At 40.5% G+C, this 21,021-nt stretch carries 21 protein-coding genes; 11 read left to right on the top strand and 10 right to left on the bottom strand.

Translation table 11 applies throughout. The annotated features are described in order from the left end of the window. Window positions 1–31 precede the first annotated feature (31 nt). Both moeA and moeB read left to right on the top strand, forming a co-directional pair. Complete coding sequence (gene moeA, locus Xbud_RS02560; protein ID WP_099134616.1) at window positions 32–1,273, top strand: molybdopterin molybdotransferase MoeA; 1,242 nt, start codon at window positions 32–34, stop codon at window positions 1,271–1,273. A 30-nt stretch (window positions 1,274–1,303) separates the two neighbouring features. Then, complete coding sequence (gene moeB / locus Xbud_RS02555) at window positions 1,304–2,059, top strand: molybdopterin-synthase adenylyltransferase MoeB (protein WP_099134582.1); 756 nt, start codon at window positions 1,304–1,306, stop codon at window positions 2,057–2,059. A 45-nt stretch (window positions 2,060–2,104) separates the two neighbouring features. Here the strand turns inward: moeB and Xbud_RS02550 are convergent, their stop codons facing one another. Continuing rightward, entirely contained in the window at window positions 2,105–3,700 is a 1,596-nt protein-coding gene (locus Xbud_RS02550) for an ABC-F family ATPase (RefSeq protein ID WP_099134581.1), read from the bottom strand. 305 nt (window positions 3,701–4,005) lie between these two features. Between Xbud_RS02550 and Xbud_RS02545 the strand changes: the two genes are divergently transcribed. Further along, complete coding sequence (locus Xbud_RS02545) at window positions 4,006–5,010, top strand: Gfo/Idh/MocA family protein (protein WP_099134580.1); 1,005 nt, start codon at window positions 4,006–4,008, stop codon at window positions 5,008–5,010. Between the two features lie 41 nt (window positions 5,011–5,051). Next, window positions 5,052–5,669, top strand: a complete 618-nt coding sequence (locus tag Xbud_RS02540; RefSeq protein ID WP_099134579.1) for a short chain dehydrogenase — start codon at window positions 5,052–5,054, stop codon at window positions 5,667–5,669. A gap of 111 nt (window positions 5,670–5,780) precedes the next feature. Here the strand turns inward: Xbud_RS02540 and Xbud_RS02535 are convergent, their stop codons facing one another. The 4 genes from Xbud_RS02535 to Xbud_RS02520 all read right to left on the bottom strand — a co-directional run bounded on the left by Xbud_RS02535 (window position 5,781) and on the right by Xbud_RS02520 (window position 8,544). Next, window positions 5,781–6,998, bottom strand: a complete 1,218-nt coding sequence (locus Xbud_RS02535) for an MFS transporter (protein WP_099134578.1) — start codon at window positions 6,996–6,998, stop codon at window positions 5,781–5,783. A 225-nt stretch (window positions 6,999–7,223) separates the two neighbouring features. After that, the gene (locus Xbud_RS02530; protein WP_209026861.1) at window positions 7,224–7,379 is read right to left on the bottom strand and encodes an N-acetyltransferase; all 156 of its coding nucleotides are present in this window, start codon (window positions 7,377–7,379) and stop codon (window positions 7,224–7,226) included. A 66-nt stretch (window positions 7,380–7,445) separates the two neighbouring features. Then, the gene (locus Xbud_RS02525) at window positions 7,446–7,910 is read right to left on the bottom strand and encodes a GNAT family N-acetyltransferase (protein ID WP_099134577.1); all 465 of its coding nucleotides are present in this window, start codon (window positions 7,908–7,910) and stop codon (window positions 7,446–7,448) included. 22 nt (window positions 7,911–7,932) lie between these two features. Then, window positions 7,933–8,544 (bottom strand): LOG family protein, encoded by a 612-nt coding sequence (locus Xbud_RS02520; RefSeq protein ID WP_099134576.1) that lies wholly within the window; start codon window positions 8,542–8,544, stop codon window positions 7,933–7,935. A gap of 145 nt (window positions 8,545–8,689) precedes the next feature. On the opposite strand from Xbud_RS02520, the gene rhtA reads away from it, so the two are divergent. The 3 genes from rhtA to Xbud_RS02505 all read left to right on the top strand — a co-directional run bounded on the left by rhtA (window position 8,690) and on the right by Xbud_RS02505 (window position 10,724). After that, the gene (gene rhtA / locus Xbud_RS02515) at window positions 8,690–9,580 is read left to right on the top strand and encodes a threonine/homoserine exporter RhtA (protein WP_099134575.1); all 891 of its coding nucleotides are present in this window, start codon (window positions 8,690–8,692) and stop codon (window positions 9,578–9,580) included. Window positions 9,581–9,826: 246 nt separating this feature from the next. Beyond that, window positions 9,827–10,333, top strand: coding sequence for a DNA starvation/stationary phase protection protein Dps (dps, locus tag Xbud_RS02510; protein WP_099134574.1), 507 nt, complete (start codon window positions 9,827–9,829; stop codon window positions 10,331–10,333). Between the two features lie 169 nt (window positions 10,334–10,502). Beyond that, window positions 10,503–10,724 (top strand): alkylphosphonate utilization protein, encoded by a 222-nt coding sequence (locus tag Xbud_RS02505; RefSeq protein ID WP_099134573.1) that lies wholly within the window; start codon window positions 10,503–10,505, stop codon window positions 10,722–10,724. Between the two features lie 54 nt (window positions 10,725–10,778). On the opposite strand, the gene dinG is transcribed toward Xbud_RS02505, so the two are convergent. Beyond that, a complete protein-coding gene (gene dinG / locus Xbud_RS02500) occupies window positions 10,779–12,914 on the bottom strand; it encodes an ATP-dependent DNA helicase DinG (RefSeq protein WP_099134572.1) in 2,136 nt (711 codons plus the stop codon). A gap of 255 nt (window positions 12,915–13,169) precedes the next feature. On the opposite strand from dinG, the gene Xbud_RS02495 reads away from it, so the two are divergent. Further along, complete coding sequence (locus Xbud_RS02495; RefSeq protein WP_099134571.1) at window positions 13,170–13,382, top strand: hypothetical protein; 213 nt, start codon at window positions 13,170–13,172, stop codon at window positions 13,380–13,382. Window positions 13,383–13,488: 106 nt separating this feature from the next. Beyond that, the gene (sseA, locus tag Xbud_RS02490) at window positions 13,489–14,328 is read left to right on the top strand and encodes a 3-mercaptopyruvate sulfurtransferase (RefSeq protein WP_099134570.1); all 840 of its coding nucleotides are present in this window, start codon (window positions 13,489–13,491) and stop codon (window positions 14,326–14,328) included. Window positions 14,329–14,460: 132 nt separating this feature from the next. On the opposite strand, the gene Xbud_RS02485 is transcribed toward sseA, so the two are convergent. The 4 genes from Xbud_RS02485 to rhlE all read right to left on the bottom strand — a co-directional run bounded on the left by Xbud_RS02485 (window position 14,461) and on the right by rhlE (window position 18,974). After that, on the bottom strand, window positions 14,461–14,709 hold the full coding sequence (locus Xbud_RS02485; protein ID WP_099134569.1) for a GlsB/YeaQ/YmgE family stress response membrane protein: 249 nt from the start codon (window positions 14,707–14,709) through the stop codon (window positions 14,461–14,463). 463 nt (window positions 14,710–15,172) lie between these two features. After that, window positions 15,173–16,447: a bifunctional O-acetylhomoserine aminocarboxypropyltransferase/cysteine synthase gene (locus Xbud_RS02480; RefSeq protein ID WP_099134568.1), complete on the bottom strand. Its 1,275-nt coding sequence runs from the start codon at window positions 16,445–16,447 to the stop codon at window positions 15,173–15,175. Between the two features lie 242 nt (window positions 16,448–16,689). Then, window positions 16,690–17,643, bottom strand: a complete 954-nt coding sequence (gene dusC / locus Xbud_RS02475) for a tRNA dihydrouridine(16) synthase DusC (RefSeq protein WP_099134567.1) — start codon at window positions 17,641–17,643, stop codon at window positions 16,690–16,692. A gap of 5 nt (window positions 17,644–17,648) precedes the next feature. Continuing rightward, window positions 17,649–18,974: an ATP-dependent RNA helicase RhlE gene (gene rhlE, locus Xbud_RS02470; protein ID WP_099134566.1), complete on the bottom strand. Its 1,326-nt coding sequence runs from the start codon at window positions 18,972–18,974 to the stop codon at window positions 17,649–17,651. 322 nt (window positions 18,975–19,296) lie between these two features. On the opposite strand from rhlE, the gene Xbud_RS02465 reads away from it, so the two are divergent. Both Xbud_RS02465 and hlyD read left to right on the top strand, forming a co-directional pair. Continuing rightward, window positions 19,297–19,974 (top strand): transcriptional regulator, encoded by a 678-nt coding sequence (locus Xbud_RS02465; RefSeq protein ID WP_099134565.1) that lies wholly within the window; start codon window positions 19,297–19,299, stop codon window positions 19,972–19,974. A gap of 50 nt (window positions 19,975–20,024) precedes the next feature. Continuing rightward, window positions 20,025–21,014, top strand: a complete 990-nt coding sequence (gene hlyD / locus Xbud_RS02460) for a secretion protein HlyD (protein ID WP_099134564.1) — start codon at window positions 20,025–20,027, stop codon at window positions 21,012–21,014. Window positions 21,015–21,021: the final 7 nt, after the last annotated feature.

The raw sequence follows: 21,021 nt of genomic DNA, 5'->3' as shown, positions 1-21,021 counted from the left end.
CATGCCATTTGCCGCACATTGGGAGCTTTCCATGGATCATTGTTACACTTCAGGTTTAATTTCACTTGAACAGGCGCTGGAAAAACTACTGACACAAACCGCTCCTCTTACTGAAACAGAAGCAATTAACCTGACACAATCAGCAGGCCGTATTACTGCTACAAATATTATCTCACCAATTAACGTTCCCCCGTTTGATAACTCAGCAATGGATGGCTATGCTATTCGCCTTACTGACCTGAACCATACTCAAATTTTACCTGTAGCAGGAAAAGTACTGGCTGGTATACCATTTCAAGGGGAATGGCCTGTAGGCACTTGCATTCGTATTATGACAGGAGCCCCGATCCCCGCAGGTACTGATGCTGTCGTTATGCAAGAGCAAGCAGAAGTTACTGAATCAGGCGTTCGGTTTACGTACCCTGTCCATCAGGGACAAAACATTCGTACCATAGGCGAAGATATCGCCCAAAATACAGCAGTCCTGCCACAGGGTATTAAACTCTCTACCGCACAATTACCTCTGCTTGCTTCTTTGGGGATTGCGCAAGTGAATGTGATCCGCAAATTAAAAGTTGCAATCTTTTCTACCGGTGATGAACTACAAACAATTGGTGAACCATTGCAGGCAGGGCAAATTTATGACACCAACCGTTTTGCGGTTCGTCTGATGCTGGAAAAACTAGACTGTGACGTTATTGATCTCGGTGTCATTCCTGATGATCCTGACGCTCTGCGTCACGCTTTTGTACAAACCAATGAACTCGCAGATTTAGTTATCAGTAGTGGCGGGGTTTCCGTTGGTGAAGCTGATTACACTAAACAGATTTTGGATGAAATGGGTGAAATTAGCTTCTGGAAATTGGCGATTAAACCCGGTAAACCTTTTGCTTTTGGTAAACTGAAAAATGCGTGGTTCTGTGGTTTACCAGGTAATCCGGTATCCGCTGTGCTGACTTTCTACCAATTAGTCCAACCTTTGATTACACACTTATCGGGTTTTACCGCATGGCAACCACCAATGAGACTCAGTGCCAAAGTCATAACACCTTTGAAAAAATCCCCCGGCAGGTTGGATTTCCAGCGTGGGATCGCTGCACTCAATAAGCAAGGTGAGTTAGAAGTTCGAAGCACCGGGCATCAAGGTTCACATATTTTCAGTTCATATAGCCTCGGCAATTGCTTTATCGTACTGGAGCGGGAACGAGGTTCCGTTGTGACCGGAGAAACCGTACAGATCGAATTTTTCAACCATTTGCTGAAAAATCAATAAATAAATGAAAACCAGTGACTCACTGAAAAAATGACTATTGAACTCACAGATGAAGAGATCCTGCGTTATAACCGGCAGATTGTTCTACGTCACTTTGATTTTGACGGACAAGAAAAATTGAAATCATCCAAGGTGCTGATAGTAGGTTTGGGCGGCCTTGGTTGTGCAGCCGCCCAATATTTAACGGCAGCGGGTGTCGGAGCAATCAGTTTATTGGATTTTGATACTGTTTCCCTCTCTAATTTACAACGTCAGATCCTTCACCGTGATGAACGTATTGGTATGGCTAAAGTGCATTCAGCAGCACTAACACTATGGGAAATTAACCCTCACACTACTATCTATCCCATTGAAGGATTATTGAATGCCCCTGCCTTAGACCAGCTAATTAGTCAGCATGATATTGTGCTGGATTGCACAGATAATGTTGCAATTCGTGAGCAACTCAACCGATTATGCTACGGGCATAAAACAGCTTTGGTTTCTGGTGCAGCTATTCGCATGGAAGGGCAATTATCGGTTTTTACTTATCAAACAGGAGAACCTTGCTACCGCTGCCTGAGCCGATTATTCGGTGAAAATAACCTGACTTGTGTTGAAGCAGGTGTAATGGCACCACTCGTAGGCACTATTGGTTCGTTACAGGCAATGGAAGCAATTAAATTGCTGACTCAATACGGAGAAATTGCCAGAGGCAAAGTAATATTGTTCGATGCGATGACGATGCAGTTTCGTGAGATAAAATTGCCTAAAGATCCGCGGTGTGAGGTATGTCAGAACGGCTAATAACTGGCCCCGTTGTTAATCTACGGGGCCTGAAAAAACGGGAGGTTACTCAGCAATCCCCTGGCTTCTCAGATACTCATCATAAGTACCTTTAAAATCAATAACTTTATCAGCTTTAATTTCCAGGATACGGCTGGCCAATGAGCTGACAAATGCGCGGTCATGGGACACAAAAATCAACGTGCCTTGATAGAGTTCTAACGCAAGATTTAGTGATTCGATAGATTCCATATCCAAATGGTTGGTTGGCTCATCCATTATCAGAATATTTGGTTTATGCATCATTAGCTTGCCAAACAACATCCGGCCTTTTTCACCACCAGACAATACGCCGACTTTTTTCCTGATATCATCCTGAGTGAACAATAAACGTCCCAGCACACTTCGTACCGCCTGTTCATCATCGCCTTCACGCTTCCACTGGCTCATCCATTCAAATACAGTCAGATCACAATTAAAGTCACTGGCGTGATCCTGTGCATAATAACCAATAGTGCTATTTTCAGACCATTTAATCGTACCGCTGTTTGGTTCAGTTTCACCGATCAAAATTTTCAACAATGTTGTTTTACCGATACCGTTCTCACCAATCACCGCCATTTTTTCGCCAACTTCCAGCAGCAGATTCAGATTTTTAAACAATGGCCCATTGTCATAACCTTTAGTCAGACCTTCTAACTCCAGTGCATTACGGAACAGTTTTTTCTCCTGCTCAAAGCGGATATATGGATTCTGGCGACTGGAAGCTTTTACTTCTTCTAACTGAATTTTATCAATCTGACGGGCACGTGAAGTTGCCTGCTTAGATTTAGAAGCGTTAGCACTAAAACGACTGACAAATGCCTGTAATTCAGCAATATGGGCTTTCTTTTTGGCATTATCTGCCAGCAGACGTTCACGTGCCTGAGTTGCCGCCACCATATATTCATCGTAATTGCCGGAGAACAGACGCAATTGACCATAATCAAGATCAGCCATATGAGTACATACTGTGTTCAGGAAATGGCGGTCATGGGAAATGATAATCATCGTACTGTCGCGCTCGTTCAGTACTTGTTCCAACCAACGGATAGTATCGATATCCAGGTTGTTGGTTGGTTCATCAAGCAACAGAACATCAGGATTAGAAAATAGCGCCTGTGCCAGTAAAACACGTAATTTCCAACCCGGAGCAACTGCACTCATCAAACCATAATGCTGTTCTACCGGAATACCAACGCCAAGCAATAACTCTCCGGCGCGAGCTTCCGCACTGTAGCCATCCATTTCACCATAAGCGACTTCCAGATCAGCAACACGATAACCATCTTCTTCGCTCATTTCTGCCATGGCGTAAATACGGTCACGTTCCTGCTTCACTTGCCACAATTCCGTGTGCCCCATGATGACTGTATCCAATACAGTGTACTCTTCAAAGGCAAACTGATCCTGACGCAATTTACCTAAGCGTTCATTCGGATCAAGACTAACATTGCCGGAGGTCGGTGTTAAATCTCCCCCCAAGATTTTCATAAAAGTCGATTTACCCGCTCCGTTGGCACCAATCAGTCCATAGCGGTTACCGTTACCAAATTTGACAGAAATGTTTTCAAACAGAGGCTTACTGCCAAACTGCATAGTAATGTTGTTTGTACTTAACACAACGTTTGCTCTTATAGTGAATAAAAAAAAGAATTTAGAAAAATCGATAGTTATCTATTATGCCACAACAAGCAAAAAGTATCGCCAATATGCTTCCATAGCTACTTCAAACAGTCATTTCAAAAAGTCTATCATTTCAAATGTTATACGTCTCAAAAGTCACACCATCAATGCCCTCTCCCTGAAATCAGGAAAATAAATTTTTCTAATGTAAAACGGACGGAGAGCATAGAACAAAACAAGGAGGTATTATAGACTGGAAAGGAATTTTACGGCTTAACAATTTGATATACCGGAAAAATAAAATGCAAAAAATCAGATGGGGTATTATTGGTTGTGGTAATGTAACAGAGGTAAAAAGTGGCCCTGCTTTTTATAAATTGGAAAATTCAGAATTAATTGCCGTTATGCGACGCAATGCAGATTTAGCTAAAGATTTCGCCAAAAGACATAATGTCCCCAAATGGTATTCTGATGCCAAATTGCTGGTTAACGATCCTGATATTGATGCAGTATACATTGCAACTCCCCCTTCTACTCATAAAGAATATACTTTATTAGCTGCTGAGGCTGGCAAAATAGTTTATGTAGAAAAACCAATGGCTCTGACATTTTCAGAATGTAATGAAATGATTGCTGCCTGCCAGTCCCATAATGTTCCATTATTTGTGGCTTATTATCGCAGAACATTGCCGAGATTTACCAAAATAAAATCGCTGATCGATTCCGGTGCGATTGGCACTCCACGTATTGTGGTCTGTCAGTTATTCAGAGAGATGGAGTCCCGTTATCTGGATCCTGATAATCTCCCCTGGTTTGTAAAACCAGAAATATCCGGTGGTGGATTATTTGTTGATTTAGCTTGCCACACACTGGATATATTGGATTTTCTTCTAGGAAAAATTATTTCAGTCAAAGGGCACTCTAATTCACAGGCAAAAGCCTATCCGGCAGAAGATTGTGTTTCAATGTCATTTATGTTTGAAAATCAGGTTCAGGGAGTGGGTATCTGGAATTTTGTTGCCAGCTCTCGTGAAGATAAAGTTGAAATCGTTGGTACAAAAGGCAAAATAACCTTTGCAACATTCGGTGATTCCCCAATTTCATATTACGATGAAAACAATACACTGCATCAGTTCCATTTTGAAAATCCCACACACATTCAAATGCCATTAATCCAGACAATTGTGCACCAATTACAGGGAAAAGATATTTGCCCTTCTAATGGCATATCCGCTTCACGAACCAGTTGGGTGATTGATGAAGTTCTGAAAGAATATAGGGCTGAGTTACACTCTAAAACTAAATAAGCATTCATAACCTAATCTAATTAAATTACGGAGTCATCAATATGAAAATATTAGTGATAGGAGCAACAGGAAATATAGGAAAGCACATTATCAGTAATATTAAAAAATATCATCCATTGCTGATTGATAACCCTACAGATCTTGAAATTCTTCAAGCCAGCCGTAATTCATCTGAATACCCACTTGATGTTTTCGATACTCAACAATTAGATAGTTTTTTATCTAAAAATAAAATGTTTGAAGCCATTGTCTGCGCATTCGGCAAAACCAACTGGACGAAGCCAGAAAAGCTGAGTGACTATGAGGAAAGTATCAAGAATAAAGCACTGGGTCAGATCAACGTTGCACTCCGTGCCTTGCAATACGTTAAACCTGGTGGCTCAATCACTTTAACATCCGGTATTGTCGGCAAAATAATGTCGCCCAATGGTTCACAAACTGCTGTAACCAATGGCGCTATTGATGCTTTTGTCCGCTCGGCAGCAACTGAAATCACCAATATCCGAATTAACGTAGTTAGCCCAAGATTACTGGATGAATCATTTACCAGTTATGCCCGGTTCTTCCCCGGGCAGGAAACTTGCACAGGAGAACAAATAGCGAAAGGCTATATACGCAGTATTTATGGTAAGGAGACAGGAATGGTTATTGAAATTTAAACTCTCTGTCTGTGTCGTCTTTAAAATTGCAGTTTTGTTTGCTGCATCTTGAAATTCATCAGGTATATTATTAGCGGCTATACAAACCGCTAATAATTACCCTGTTTGATACTATTTAGCATCAAGCTTTTCATTTTTTCCAATTACTATCCCCAAGATCCCTTGTATCGCCAGAATAATGAAAAGCATCCACATAACGATACTCCATGAGGAAGTTAAATCATGAATATAACCAGAAACAACCGGGCCACAAAACGCAATCAAATAGCCAATTGACTGTATCATCGAGTTTGCTCTTGTAACATTGGCGGTATGATTGAAACGCAACAACGGCAGTAAAAATGCAACGCCTGTACAGATACCAGCACCGATTCCCATGATCATAACTGCAACAGGAATTAAACTCTTCTGACCATAAACGAATAGTACAATCCCCAACATACCAATAATTGGGTTAATGATGAACATAATTTCCTGTCTTTTTATCTTATAGATATAAAATGCCGTTAATGTTGCAAAAGGTATCGCAATCAATGAGAACAAAGCCGCATAGGATGCCGCTTCAGTCTGGCCTAAACCATAAGAACTGATAATTTCGGGGAACCAGGCAGTTATGATATAAAAATTAAGTGATAAAATAGAAAAATAAACAGCCATAACCCAACATGGAATACTTACCCACGGGTTAATGACTTTATCGGGTTTATCATCATAATTACCGGGAGAATGTGGGCTACTGTCTGAGGCCCGGGATTTTTTATCAGAAAACAACAAAATCAAGAGTAACGAAAATATCGGGATCAAGATCCAAATCCAGGATACTCCGTTCCAGGAAAACCCGAAAATATGCTTAACAGGTAAAGTAAGGCCCGTTGCCATTGCTGGCCCCAAATACAGAGAAGCCGTATAACATGATGATAAAAGAGCGACCCTGCTACTCCCCAAACTTTTAAAGAATGAAGGTAATGCAATATTTCCCAGTCCGATGGCAAACCCAAACATTACTGTAGAAGTCAACAGTAATATCAGAGAGCTATTCAACCTTAAAAAATAAGCAACAATAGCAACGATAAATGTCATCAATAAGGTTTTATATAAACCTATTTTACTTTCAAAATAAGGAGTTAAGGGAGAGAATAGAAAAAAACACAAGGGTGACAGCGATGTTAACAAACCGAACGTAGAATGGCTTATTTTTAAATCGTCGATGATTTCCTGTGACATAGGTGGGATATAAGATATCGGTACTCTCAATCCCAAACCGGCAATCATAATAAACAATAGTAATTTAAGAATAAAACTATTACTAAAGTGTTTCCCTATTTTCATTATTTCACCACAGAAGTTTGGAGGTTTATCATATTTTTATTTAACGAGATTGAGGATACACCAAATAAACTTACTGCCATATTTATTTTAAATTCTGGCAGACAAATATTCTTTTAGCAAGCTCCAGAATTATTAATTTACCTATAACATCCGTTAACAACGTTAATCATATGGGAAATATTTTCTCCCTTTGATGAGTAGCTAAACTTATTTTTTTACAATGAGTTACGCTAACATTTCCTCATACTCATCAAAACAACCCACTTTAGTAAAGCCAAAATGCTGGTAGAATTTACGGTGTCGCTCACTCATTTCATCATAACAAACAGATATTTTGTGGCAATCTGTTTGTTGTTTCATTTCATTCAGCAATAATTGCATAGAAAAACTACCGATTCTTATTTTGATACGATTTATCGATCATCACTTGCATCTGCTCTCCCTGAATCACAATGTAATAGCCATTAATTTGCTAATTTCTTTATAACCTTCCCTTTCATAAAATTTCGTCGCTGCAACATTTTCTGATAAAACATTTAGTTCCAAATGGATGTAATTATTTTCCTTCGCCCACTTTTTCATTTCTGTTAATAATTGCTGACCAATACCCTGACCTCTGACATCCTGACTGACAACTAAATCAATAATATAGCCATAATTTCTCGGTATCAGGCAGTTAAATGGCAGTGTTTTATTTTCTTGTGCAATGCAGAAGCCTTTAATATCACCATTATCATCTTCTGAAACTAATAAATATAATTTATCATCATTTATGCTGGAAATAATAAATTCTTTATCCTGTTCCACATCTCTCAATCGGTCTGGCTGCAATGCAGCCATTTCACTGAATAATATATTGTAGAGTGATGAAATAGCATCAAGATCCTGCATAGAGGCTGTTCTTATTATCATGCCTGTGCTCCTAATATCAGTATTAATTGTAAGTTTTTATTGAAGGCACTACATAATGTTCAAAACGGTCAAGTAATACGGTAGGATTTTTCTCAATAATCGCCATATTACGATATTTTTCCTGCAAAAACCGCTCGTCCGCCATTTTATTAATCATAGAGATCAGAGGTTCATAGAAGTTATTAATATTCAGGATGCCACATGGTTTGCTGTTAAGGCCAATCATACTCCATGTAAAGACTTCACTAAATTCTTCCAATGTGCCAAAACCACCGGGCAATGCAACAAAACCATCAGCAAGTTCAATCATTTTATTTTTACGCTGATGCATGGTTTCCACAATATGAAGTTCAGATAAATTCTTATGAGAAATTTCGCGTTCTTCCAGCAATGCCGGAATTACACCGATAACTTTACCTCCTTCGTGTAATACTGTATCTGCAACTGTTCCCATAATTCCTACACTGGCACCACCATACACTAAAGTAATACCACGTTTAACAAGCTCTTTTGCAAAAATAATGGCATTCTTTTTGTAAATTTCAGATGCTCCCAAGCTTGAACCACAATAAACCGCAATGCTCTTTATTGCCTCATTTTTTTCTGATGAACTCATCACAACAGTCTCTTTCATGTCTAAACTCCACATTATTATTTTTTTAATTTCTGATTATACGTTAGCTTAATGATCATACAACATATAATACAGTTGAGTTCTGATTATTTCGCTGCGAAGATGACACTCCTAAATAACATGTTGTAATTGAGGTTTTCTGCAAATGTCTCTTTCCAAACATCGGGCGGCATCTTTTCCTCTACTTCCTATCGTTTTATTATTACTTTCAATGACATCAATTCAAGCTGGTGCATCATTAGCCAAAACAGTATTTCATGTCATTGGTGCTCCTGGTGTAACAGCTCTGAGACTTGCACTGGGGACAATGATTTTATTCCTGATCTTTAAGCCCTGGCGTCTGAAATTTCAGCGGTCATCAATCATCCCTCTCCTTGCCTACGGCATTTCACTCGGTGGAATGAATTATCTGTTTTACATGGCACTTTCCAAAATTCCTCTTGGCATCGCCGTTGCACTTGAATTTACCGGCCCTCTTGCTGTTGCGATGTTTTCCTCACGTCGTCCACAGGATTTTCTCTGGATCGCTTTGGTCATTGCCGGATTAGGTTTTCTGTTACCTATCGGGGATGACGTCAGCACACTTGATCCTATCGGTATTTTGTATGCATTAGGAGCAGGTTTTTTTTGGGCGCTCTATATTATCTTCGGTCAACGTGCCGGTGCAGGCTATGGTGCTGCAACGGTTTCGATCGGTTCATTAATTGCTGCTTTGATTTTCTTTCCAGTGGGGTTAATCCAAACCGGCCCGGAACTCCTGTCTGATGTCTCATTGTTGCCCGTTGCTTTGGGGATTGCCATTTTGTCGACTGCATTTCCCTATACACTGGAAATGATTGCGCTTACCCGCTTACCTGCCAAAACATTTGGTACTTTAATGAGTCTGGAACCTGCATTAGGTGCCTTGTCAGGTATCATTTTCCTGAATGAGCACTTAACTACGACGCAATGGCTCGCCCTTTTCTGCATTATCTGTGCCTCAATTGGTTCTACTTCCACCGTGAAACAGAAGACCAAAATCGAAAAGGTTGAATAAACTATTTTAATAATATTGCATAATTCCTCAAGGCCGGGCGAACTTAGTATTATCCGGTTTTGATTAATGATATTTTTATCAACTATCAATTTGATAGAATAAAGCAATATGACTTCTGATAAATGATCAGCTACTTTTAATGTATCCAATAAGATAATTCGTTATACCTTTTGGATTTCAAGATACAGCCAGAGGAGCTGAGACCTGAAAGACTATGGGTATAATTTAAATTAAGGGAGCATTACGATGAGTACAGCAAAATTTATCAGAAAAAATCCCTCTAAGTTGATTTACACCCGTAATAATATTGATGAGGGTATTAAGCAAAGTTCTATTTCCACCCTGAACCATATGGTGATCCAATTTATTGATTTGTCTTTGATGACCAAACAAGCCCACTGGAATATACGCGGCAGAAACTTTATTGCCATTCATCAAATGCTGGATGATTTCCGTACCACACTTGTTGAGCATCTCGATACTTTTGCAGAACGTGTAGTGCAATTAGGGGGAATTGCACTGGGGACGACTCAGGATGTTCATAAAGGGACTCGGCTAGAAAGTTATCCAACAGATATTCATGATGTGCAAGATCACTTAAAAGCACTGGCAGATCGCTATGCTATCGTTGCCAATGATATCCATCAGGCTATTGTTGATGCAAAGGATGAAGACACAGCAGATATGTTCACTGCTGCTTCCCGTGATCTCGACAAATTTTTATGGTTTATTGAAGCCAATATTGAGCAATGAGATAGAGAGTATCCTTTCATAATGTTAAGGCCGTTATCACGGCCTTTTTTGTTATTAAAAATATCCAAAAATAGAAGTTATAGCGTAAAAAATCATACTAACCTTTAAAAAATTACTTTTCTCTTTATAATACTGTCTGTTCTAAAAACAAACATGAGGATTATATACGATGGATATCGAAGTCAAAGATACTAACGGTGCACTGCTGAATGATGGTGATTCAGTCCAGGTCATCAAAGATCTGAAGGTCAAAGGAACCTCTAACACATTGAAACGCGGTACATTAATTAAGAATATTCGTCTTACCAATCGGGAAGATGAAATTGAATGTAATGCCGATAAGATCAAAGGATTAGTATTAAAAACCTGCTTCCTGAAAAAAGTAGGATAAATAGCTGTTATCCATAAAATTCTGTTTAAAGGATAAATAATATTAACTCTTTTATTATTTATCCTTTTTCATCCGCACCAATTCTTCTTCCGAGGGTATTTTGGGCTGTTCAATCGGAAATACAGGTAACGCATTCAACAATCGGGAACCATAACGCTTGGTTAATAACCGTTTGTCATAAATCACTACATCCCCATAACATTCATGGCTGCGTATCAATCTCCCCACTTGTTGGATCAGACTGAAAGAAGCACTCGGCAGACTTTGCACTTCAAACGGATAACGCTTCAAAGATTTCAGCCATTCACTTTCAGTGATAATGACGGGATTTGTAACGGGTGGAAAAGCAATTTTATGGATATGCACTTGTGAAAGGTAATCGCCTTTCAGATCCAACCCTTCTGCAAAGGATTGTAACCCAACCAGAACACTCGCCTGCCCTTCATCAATACGCCTGCAATGGGTTTCCACCAGTCGATATCGCGGCTGATCTCCTTGTACCAATAACATTAGTCGTAAATCTTTTACGAAAGTGAGAAAACCGTCCATTGCTCGTTGGCTGCTAAATAACACCAACATCCCCTGATGTTTGCCCAGCAAAACTTGTGCACGAAAATAACGAGCCATCTCCTCAAGATGTTTCACTTCATTATGAATTGTGGGTTCTTCTGTCATCTTAGGAATAATCAGATGCCCTTGCCGCACATGCTCAAAAGGAGATGATAACGTAATAAAACGATCATCATGATTTTCATGTAACCCCGTCAGCTCCTGAATACGGGAAAAACTATTCAGGGAGCATAATGTTGCCGATGTCACCACAACATGAGGAATATTTCGCCATAATAATTGAGTTAATTGTTCACTTACCCGAATGCCTGCGCAATGAAAGTAGAGATGAGACTGATTCTTCTCATAACGGCGTGTTAACCATTTTGATATCGGGGCGTGGGAAGATTCCTCCTGTGCAGCCAATCGCCACAGTTTCGTCATATTTTCGAAATAACCTAATGTCCGGCTAGTCTGCAAGATAGCACGGTGCAATCTGACAATATCCTGTTTGGCTGTTTGCTCGGTAAGATCACTTAAAATCGCTTCAGATAAGCTGCGTAATCCATCAGTAAGTTTGAATAGTTGCTGGCAACACAACAGCAAGTTATCCGGCAGTTTTCCCAATTCAAACAGATATTCTTCCACTTCACTGTTTTCAGGCAACAACACCTGTGTGATATCCGACAGTTCTTTAAAACATTCACAGATTTTTTCACAGTGTGCCTGCAAACGGGTAATATTGGCTAAAGTGGGTGGTTTTGCAGGGCGAAACTGAAGCAAATACTGTTCTACATGACGAACAAACGAATCCAGTTGCCCATTTAACTGAAATAGTGTGATTTCCCCTTCAACTTCCAGTGAGTCCCTTGCAACATCGGGAACATGATGGCCTTCATCCAAAACCAGCAGCAGATTCTTAGCTTCCGGTAAGACAGATTCACTTTCCAGTGCTGCCATAACCAAAGCATGATTGGCAACCACGACATCGGCATCTTCGATCTCCCTTCTGGCAAGAAAGAATGGGCAGCGATGGTAAAACTGACAATTTCTCGCCAGACAGTTCATTTTATCCGTGCTGATCTTTGACCACAGCGAATCCGACAATGCCAGTTTATGGTGATCACGTAAACCATCCCAGACAGAAGTTGTATAATCATTACGTAAACTGCGGCACAACTCCCGTTCCTCACTATTGGCAATCGTTGTCTGATCTTCCACCAGAAACATCAAATCAATTTGCTCTCCATCAGCAGCACAAATAGCTTCCAGATTACGAGGACAAACATAACGCGCACGACCAAAAGCCCCGGTAAATTTCAAATCGGGAATAATCTTTCGCAATAACGGTAGGTCTTTACTATAAATCTGATCTTGTAAAGCGACATTGGCTGTACTTACCACCAATGGCTTTTGTTCCGCCCGACTGACAGCAATACCAGGGATAAGATAAGACAGCGTTTTTCCCACACCGGTTGGTGCTTCTATCACTAAATGCCGCCCTTCTTCATCTGCCAATGTTTTTGCTACTTCTGCAATCATCTGGCGCTGTGGAGCTCTTGGAACGAAGCCATTGATATGGATGGATAGTGCCTTATACCATTGGCTGATTTGAGTTTTTATTGAATTGGAAAGTGCCATGAGTTTTGCTGCATAAAAATTGGAACGCTATTCTCCCACAGAGTTGCTATCAGATCAGCCTGATATCGTAATTATTGGAAACGGCTTTCCAGCTTTTCCATTATAAAAACAAGAAAACTGCTTATATCCAATAGATTTCCTGTTGCATCTTGAAAAGTGAAGGGTATATCGCTTGTCTGGAATGCAGAAGCCTATATACTGCTGGCTTTCTATGTGACAAAAACCTTATAACTAAGAACGTTATTGAGAACAAAGATGAAAAAAATCCTGCTTATTATTATCGTATTATCCACTCTTGGCTCCATTGGCGGCATTATTTTAGCAGGAATGAATATGTATAACCGTTCAACAGCGTCAACAGCGTCAACAGCGTCAACAGCGTCAACAGAAGAACCTCAACAAGCACAGCAAGAGCAAATACAGCAGGAAGCAGTACAACAGCACACTACACCAACGGAACAACAATAGTAATCAATACATCTTCAAGTTTATTACAATCCCAAACTTATCAGTATCTGAACTGAACAACATAATGCATACAATATCCGACATTGCACATCAGATGAGGAAGCTTATGAACAATGAATATTTTGTGACTCCACAGTGGTTAAGTGAACATCTCAATGATGAGAATGTCGTTATTATTGATGCCAGTGCTCCCATGCCAACCCAAACTATCGATTATCATCAGAAGTGGTTGGAGAACCATATCCCAGGCGCCCAGTTTTTTGATCTTGATAAAATAGCTAATCTCCAGACCGAATTACCCCATATGCTACCGGAGCCAGAAACTTTCCGACAGGCTGTCAGTGCAATGGGGATCAGTGAAAATCATTTGGTAGTAATTTACGATCAGGGGAATATGTTTTCTGCCCCTCGAGCATGGTGGACGTTTAAAATTTTTGGTGCTCAGCATATCCGTATTCTGGAAGGTGGCTTACAAGGCTGGCAACAGGCGGATTATCCAACGGAATCAGGAGAGGTCAGCCATCAGCCTCAGAAATTCAATATTCAATTTACGCCTGAATATGTTTTTTCCCAACAACAGATCCTGGATGCCCTGCAAAGCAATACGCCGACACAATTTATTGATGCCAGAGCAGAAGATCGTTTTCAGGCCAAAGTACCAGAGCCGCGTCCCGGTTTAAGAATGGGTCATATTCCTGGCTCTAAAAATGTCCCGTGGACAGCATTAATTGAGGATGGTCGCTATAAATCACCAGATGAAATCGAGCAAATATTTAAACATCAAAGCGTCGATTTAAATCGACCAATTATTACCAGTTGTGGCTCTGGTATGACAGCAGCCGTTTTAGTATTAGGGCTTGATATAATCGGCTATAAAACAGCAGGACTATATGATGGTTCCTGGGCTGAATGGGGAGCAGATAATAGTCTTCCATTAGAAAGGTAGAGAGCTGTTTAATAAATTATAAGCACACCGAAATAAGAAAGGGCATTAAAGTATCATGCCCTTTTTTTAACCCCTTTTTTCTATCGAACATATGATATCAACCATATGAAACCTATTACTTTTGCCAATCGATTAGTTAGAAACTTTATGGTATATAAATAGAACGATTAATGCGCCAATAACTGCAATAGAGAAACTTCCCAGGTTAAAACCATCTACTTTTCCCATACCAAAGAAAGTGCTGATATAGCCGCCAATAACCGCACCAACGATCCCAAGAATCACTGTCATAATGATACCACTGCTATTATCTCCCGGCATGATCCACTTCGCTATAATTCCGGCAATTAAACCAAAGATAATCCATGACAAGATACCCATTTTCAACCTCCTGAATTTATTAGTTAATTAAGAGTTAATATTAGTTAAGAGCTAAAAATAGCTATGGGGTGATCTTACTGAAAGTTTCTTAATTCTACGTCCTAATTTAAGACACTAATTAAAAGAATTTCAAATAGTAAAAGATAAGATAATTGTAAGTAATTAGTGATATTTATAGAATTGACTGACATTAAAAATCGGCACTAATTAATTTAATATCAGTATTAATTTTGCCAGATTAAACATTATTATAAATTAGTCAATCCTAATTTTTGCAAATAATAAGACTTGTAGATCGACAAAAATCATCATAAATAACATTCATAAAAAACCAGAATAAGATAAAAAATCAAAAAATGGATTAATTAATATAAATAATCTTATTTATCATCAAAATCTACATATTTTCATAGCAGTATAAAAGCCTATCCAATTTAGGCTTTTATTCAAATAATATTGAAAATTATTTTGCTGTATCCAGTGCTTGTGCAAGATCAGCAATAATGTCATCGATATGTTCGATTCCGATAGATAAGCGGATCAGATCACGTGACACTCCAGCTTTTACCAATTCTTCATCATTCAGTTGGCGGTGAGTTGTGGATGCCGGATGACAAGCCAATGATTTTGCATCACCAATATTGACCAAACGTATAACCAATTGCAGAGCATCGATAAAGTGTATCGCTGCTTTTTCCCCTCCTTTGATACCAAAAGATAGAATAGCAGAAGACTTACCATCCATATAATGAACAGCCAAATCATATTCAGGGTGTGTCGGCAATCCTGCGTATTTAACCCAGGAAACCTGAGGATGTTGTTCCAGATACTGAGCAACTTTCAGAGCATTTTCAGTATGGCGTTCCATACGAAGAGCCAATGTTTCAAGACCTTGTAAGATCAAGAAGGCATTAAAAGGGGAAAGTGCCGCACCAGTGCTACGCAGTTGCCCGACACGGCAGCGAGCGATAAATGCCGCGGAACCAAAATGTTCTATATAGTTTATTCCGTGATAGGAAGGATCCGGCGTATTTAAAACCGCAAAACGATCTTGATGCTCTGCCCAAGAAAATTTGCCTGAATCAACAATTATTCCACCAATAGAAGTTCCATGACCGCCGATATATTTGGTCAGGGAATGAATGATAATATCTGCGCCATGTTCAAATGGGCGGCACAAATAAGGTGTTGCGACAGTATTATCGACAATAAGAGGAATGCCGTGTCGATGGGCAATATCAGCTAATGCCTGAATATCAATAATATTCCCGCTTGGATTGGTGATGGTTTCGCAAAAGACGGCTTTGGTTTTTTCGTCAATCATCGCTTCAAGGGTAGTAAGATCGTTATGATCAACGAAACGAACTTCAATCCCAATATTCGGGAAATTGTGTGCCAGTAAGTTATAAGTTCCGCCATACAATTTTGCTACGGAGACAATATTATCTCCCAAGCCAGTAATCGTCTGGATGGCGTAAGTGATTGCCGCCATACCAGAAGCAACTGCAAGCGCCCCAATTCCTCCTTCTAAAGCGGCGATACGTTTTTCCAATACATCATTGGTTGGGTTCATGATGCGGGTGTAAATGTTGCCTTCAACTTTTAAATCAAATAAATCAGCACCATGCTGAGAATCATCAAAAGAGTAGGACGTTGTTTGATAGATCGGGACTGCAACGGCTTTGGTTGTAGGGTCAGGTGAGTAACCGGCATGGATGGACAGTGTTTCTAATTTCATTATCATTTCCTTCAGTGAATTATAGAGTAAGGTCATGTATTCAACATACAGATTGACCTTACACATAAGGTACTCTTTCGATAAAAATACCAATGACTTTATCATGTATTTTCGGTGATTCTGAATAACCTCGGTATATTAAAATTCAACCGATTAATTCGTTTACCATAGAGTCAGATTTTCACGTCCAATACACAGAGTGAAGAAAGATGTATAACAAAAATATACTGTCACTTTATTATTTATGCGTACACATTACTCTCTACGGCTAAAGAAATAACTTCAGATATAGCAGATGAAGTTTTTAATGCTCTGATTTGCATAAATAATTCATCAGCTTCACCATATTCTTTACGTAAATAACCAAGCCATTGCTTGATACGTGTGACATGATATGAACCTGTATCTCCCTGCTTTTCCAACCAGATATATTTTTGCAGGAGCTGGAGCACCCCATGCCATGCCATTTTCGTTGCATTATATTTAATAACACAGCTTAGATTCGGCACATGCAGCGCACCACGTCCAATCATTACCGAATCACATCCGGTAACTTTGATACACTCCTGTGAACTCTGCCAATCCCATATTTCACCATTAGCGATCACCGGAATAGTAAGGCGTCGGCGGATCTCTCCAATCGCCTGCCAATTTATGCATTCTGCTTTATAGCCATCTTCCTTAGTACGCCCATGCACAACCAATTCCGTTGCACCAGCCTGCTGGACAGCATCCGCAATTTCAAACTGACGGGCATCAGAATCCCACCCCAGACGTATTTTGACTGTAACCGGCAATTCTGCCGGTACAGCTTCCCGCATGGCTTTAGCACCACGGTAGAGATGTTCAGGATCTTTCAGTAATGTGGCCCCTCCTCCACTACCATTAACTGTTTTGGAAGGACAACCACAATTTAAATCAACTCCCCACGATCCCAATTCCACCGCCCTGACCGCATTTTCAGCCAACCATTCAGGATATTGCCCCAAAAGCTGTATCCTGACCGGCGTACCCGATGGAGTCCTGCTCTGATGATGCAATTCAGGACATAAACGGTAAAAAGATTTCACTGGCAGCAAGCTGTCCACTACACGCAAAAATTCGGTAATGCAAAGGTCATACTCATTGACCTCACTCAACAACTCCCTAACCAATGAATCCAAAACCCCTTCCATCGGAGCCAGCAAAACACGCATGGAATTTACTCTCCTGCTGCCGCTTTGACCGACCTGCGATAACGGCGCTGCTGTGATGGTGAACCTTTGCCACGTGGGCTGCGACTATGATGTTGCTGGTCATCCTGTTTGTTACTGCTTCGCTGATCCTGACCACGGGATTGATTACTGCGCCCGTTGCGTCCATTCTGGATAGGCTCCGCTTTGATGGAAGGATCGGGTTCATAGCCAGGGAGCGCGATACGTGGAATTTCCCGTTTCAGCAAGCGTTCAATATCTTTTAATAGTTTATGCTCATCAACACACACCAGTGATATTGCCTGCCCTGTTGCTTCTGCACGACCAGTGCGGCCAATACGATGTACGTAATCCTCTGCAACATTAGGTAATTCATAGTTAACAACGTGAGGTAATTGGTCGATATCCAATCCACGAGCAGCAATATCCGTTGCGACCAACGCACGTATCCGGCCTGTTTTAAAATCGGCCAATGCACGAGTTCTGGCTCCTTGACTCTTATTACCATGAATCGCCGCCGCAGTAACACCATCCTTATTAAGTTGTTCTGCCAGACGGTTCGCACCATGTTTAGTGCGGGTAAACACCAATACCTGCTGCCAGTTTTGGCTGCCAATCATGTAAGAAAGCAATTCTCCCTTGCGTTTCTTATCCACAAAATGGACAGACTGGTCGATCTGTTCAGAAGCCGAGTTACGGCGAGCGACTTCAACACTAACCGGATCACGCAGCAATTTATTAGCAAGATTTTTGATTTCGTCAGAGAATGTAGCTGAAAACAGTAAGTTCTGACGTTTAGCGGGTAGTTTATTCAGTACCCGACGGATATCATGAATAAATCCCATATCTAACATGCGATCAGCTTCATCCAAAATCAAAATTTCCACACGGGATAAGTCCACGGCATTCTGATGTTCCAGATCCAGCAAACGACCCGGTGTGGCGACCAAAATATCTATTCCACCACGTAATTTCATCATTTGTGGATTGATGCTAACACCACCAAATACTACAAATGAACGCAATCGGAGGTATTTGCTGTAATTACGCACATTTTCACCGACTTGTGCGGCCAATTCACGGGTTGGTGTCAGAATTAATGCCCTGACCGGGCGGCGGCTCTTGGATTGAATGGGAGATTCGCTCAATAACTGCAAGACAGGTAAAGTAAAGCCCGCCGTTTTCCCCGTTCCTGTCTGGGCACTGGCCAGGAGATCTTTACCAGATAGCACAACAGGAATTGCCTGTTGCTGAATAGGGGTAGGTTCTGCATAGCCTTGTTCTTGAACGGCACGCAAAATATCAGCCTTCAAGCCGAGTGACTCAAAATTCATAAATAAGAAATACTCCAGACTTCACCATTCCTGATATCAATTCAGGGGCAGTTTTATGGGAAGAAAAAATAGACGCGATAAATCGCAAAAGAAATTACACAAACTGCAATGCACCATAAGCGTGGCATTATAACAGATATGTTTTTTCAAACAGCATGAGCACACAAGTAAATTTACATCAGCCTGTTTTATACTCTTTGTCGTGCAAATTAAGCTTTGTTGACTGCATCTTGAAATCCAGTGGTTATAGCTTTAAAGTTAATCATACGATTGATATATTTATAACCATTTCAGCAATTTTTATCACAGGATATTTCTTAACATGGCAGCAAAAACGGCTCAGACTTCACGAGGTGAACATGCTAAACAGCAACTTATTGAATCTGCATTAGAAATTTTCGGTAAATCAGGCCTGGAAGGTGCGACCACTCGTAATATTGCCCAACACGCAAAACAGAATATCGCTGCTATCGCTTATTATTTTGGTTCCAAAGAAGGGTTATACCTTGCTGTCGCACACCATATTGCAGATAGACTAAAAACCGAATTCTCTCTGCTGATTAAAACCATTGACCAATTTTTTATCACCACCCCCCAACCTTACTCACAAGACCAAATACTGGCATTTATTCATCAAGGCTTGATTAGCTATAACCGTCTTATTTTCGATAAAAGCAGTCTGAATCTCAGTCGCATTATGTCACATGAGCAATTGACACCGACAGAAGCTTATAGCGTCATCCATGAACAAGGGCTGGCCCCAATTTACTCTCGCCTGAATAAGTTGATCGCCTATTATATCGGTGCTGATGAAGGAAAAATTTCAACACAAATCCATACTCATGCCTTACTAGGCGAGATCCTTTCTTTCCGGTTGGCACGAGAAGCACTATTACGCCAAACCGGTTGGGATAATATTGGCAGCAAAGAATACGAATTAATTAACCAAGTTTTGACTCAACACATTAATGTTTTGCTTAATGGGTTGCGAAAAAAATAACCAACAAACAGCGTAACTTTAAAATTTAATAACGCATAAGGGATAGTAGTATGAACACTAAAAAGTTTGCTCTTGTCCTATTGGCGATCGTCATGATTATCGGTGTTATTAGCATTTATTATTATCAGGAGAAAAATGACAAAGAGTTAACCCTATATGGCAATGTTGATGTCAGAACTGTCAACCTTGGCTTTCGGGTCAGTGGTAAATTAGAAAACCTGCTGGTGGATGAAGGAGAGACCATCACCGCAGGGCAACTCCTTGGTCAACTCGATAACTCCCCTTTTAATAATGCATTGAATCAAGCCAAAGCAAATCGCGATACAGCTAGGGCAAATCTTACCAAAACAGAAACTGGTTATCGCTCTGAAGAAATCGCTCAGGTACGCGCCGAAGTTGCTCAAAAAGAGTCAGCATTCCGCTTTACCGATAGTTTTCTGAAACGTCAACAGGAATTATGGCAACGTCAAATGATCTCAGCCAATGATCTGGAAAATGCCAGAACAGGGCAACGCCAGGCATTGGCCGCTTATCAAGCCGCAAAAGATAAATTACTTCAGTTTGAAACGGGATATCGCAAAGAAGAAATCGCCGCCACTAAAGCACAACTCGCACAGGCCGAAGCAACTGTCGCACAAGCTGAACTCAATTTACAAGATACCCACCTCATTTCACCATCCGCCGGAATTATTCTTACCAGAGCCATTGAGCCAGGGACAATTCTGGCTGCCGGAAATACAGTATTTACGCTATCACTGACTAATCCGGTCTGGATCAGAGCATACATTAATGAGCCTAATCTCAATCAGGCAGTGGCAGGACGCGATATCCTGATTTATACCGATGGACGGAAAAACCAACCCTATCACGGCAAAATTGGCTTTGTTTCTCCGACCGCTGAATTTACCCCGAAAAATGTTGAAACCCCGGATTTAAGAACCGATCTGGTCTATCGATTGCGCATTATTGTCAGCGATCCCGATGAGGGATTGAAACAAGGAATGCCTGTCACCTTACGTTTTACTGAGCCACACAAGTAAGGCTGAA

The sequence above is a fragment of the Xenorhabdus budapestensis genome (assembly GCF_002632465.1).
Taxonomy (GTDB): Bacteria; Pseudomonadota; Gammaproteobacteria; order Enterobacterales; family Enterobacteriaceae; genus Xenorhabdus; species Xenorhabdus budapestensis.
This window is presented reverse-complemented; position numbering and strand designations above follow the sequence as displayed.

Excerpts from the sequence above, each read along its gene's own strand:
- Xbud_RS02525 (WP_099134577.1), bottom strand. The coding sequence starts at position 7,910 with ATGATAATAAGAACAGCCTCTATGCAGGATCTTGATGCTATTTCATCA.
- Xbud_RS02530 (WP_209026861.1), bottom strand. The coding sequence starts at position 7,379 with ATGCAATTATTGCTGAATGAAATGAAACAACAAACAGATTGCCACAAA.
- Xbud_RS02465 (WP_099134565.1), top strand. The coding sequence starts at position 19,297 with ATGGCAGCAAAAACGGCTCAGACTTCACGAGGTGAACATGCTAAACAG.
- sseA (WP_099134570.1), top strand. The coding sequence starts at position 13,489 with ATGAACAATGAATATTTTGTGACTCCACAGTGGTTAAGTGAACATCTC.
- Xbud_RS02485 (WP_099134569.1), bottom strand. The coding sequence starts at position 14,709 with ATGGGTATCTTGTCATGGATTATCTTTGGTTTAATTGCCGGAATTATA.
- Xbud_RS02545 (WP_099134580.1), top strand. The coding sequence starts at position 4,006 with ATGCAAAAAATCAGATGGGGTATTATTGGTTGTGGTAATGTAACAGAG.
- rhlE (WP_099134566.1), bottom strand. The coding sequence starts at position 18,974 with ATGAATTTTGAGTCACTCGGCTTGAAGGCTGATATTTTGCGTGCCGTT.
- rhtA (WP_099134575.1), top strand. The coding sequence starts at position 8,690 with ATGTCTCTTTCCAAACATCGGGCGGCATCTTTTCCTCTACTTCCTATC.
- Xbud_RS02495 (WP_099134571.1), top strand. The coding sequence starts at position 13,170 with ATGAAAAAAATCCTGCTTATTATTATCGTATTATCCACTCTTGGCTCC.
- Xbud_RS02505 (WP_099134573.1), top strand. The coding sequence starts at position 10,503 with ATGGATATCGAAGTCAAAGATACTAACGGTGCACTGCTGAATGATGGT.
- hlyD (WP_099134564.1), top strand. The coding sequence starts at position 20,025 with ATGAACACTAAAAAGTTTGCTCTTGTCCTATTGGCGATCGTCATGATT.
- dinG (WP_099134572.1), bottom strand. The coding sequence starts at position 12,914 with ATGGCACTTTCCAATTCAATAAAAACTCAAATCAGCCAATGGTATAAG.
- Xbud_RS02540 (WP_099134579.1), top strand. The coding sequence starts at position 5,052 with ATGAAAATATTAGTGATAGGAGCAACAGGAAATATAGGAAAGCACATT.
- moeB (WP_099134582.1), top strand. The coding sequence starts at position 1,304 with ATGACTATTGAACTCACAGATGAAGAGATCCTGCGTTATAACCGGCAG.
- dusC (WP_099134567.1), bottom strand. The coding sequence starts at position 17,643 with ATGCGTGTTTTGCTGGCTCCGATGGAAGGGGTTTTGGATTCATTGGTT.
- Xbud_RS02520 (WP_099134576.1), bottom strand. The coding sequence starts at position 8,544 with ATGAAAGAGACTGTTGTGATGAGTTCATCAGAAAAAAATGAGGCAATA.
- Xbud_RS02535 (WP_099134578.1), bottom strand. The coding sequence starts at position 6,998 with ATGAAAATAGGGAAACACTTTAGTAATAGTTTTATTCTTAAATTACTA.
- Xbud_RS02480 (WP_099134568.1), bottom strand. The coding sequence starts at position 16,447 with ATGAAATTAGAAACACTGTCCATCCATGCCGGTTACTCACCTGACCCT.
- dps (WP_099134574.1), top strand. The coding sequence starts at position 9,827 with ATGAGTACAGCAAAATTTATCAGAAAAAATCCCTCTAAGTTGATTTAC.
- moeA (WP_099134616.1), top strand. The coding sequence starts at position 32 with ATGGATCATTGTTACACTTCAGGTTTAATTTCACTTGAACAGGCGCTG.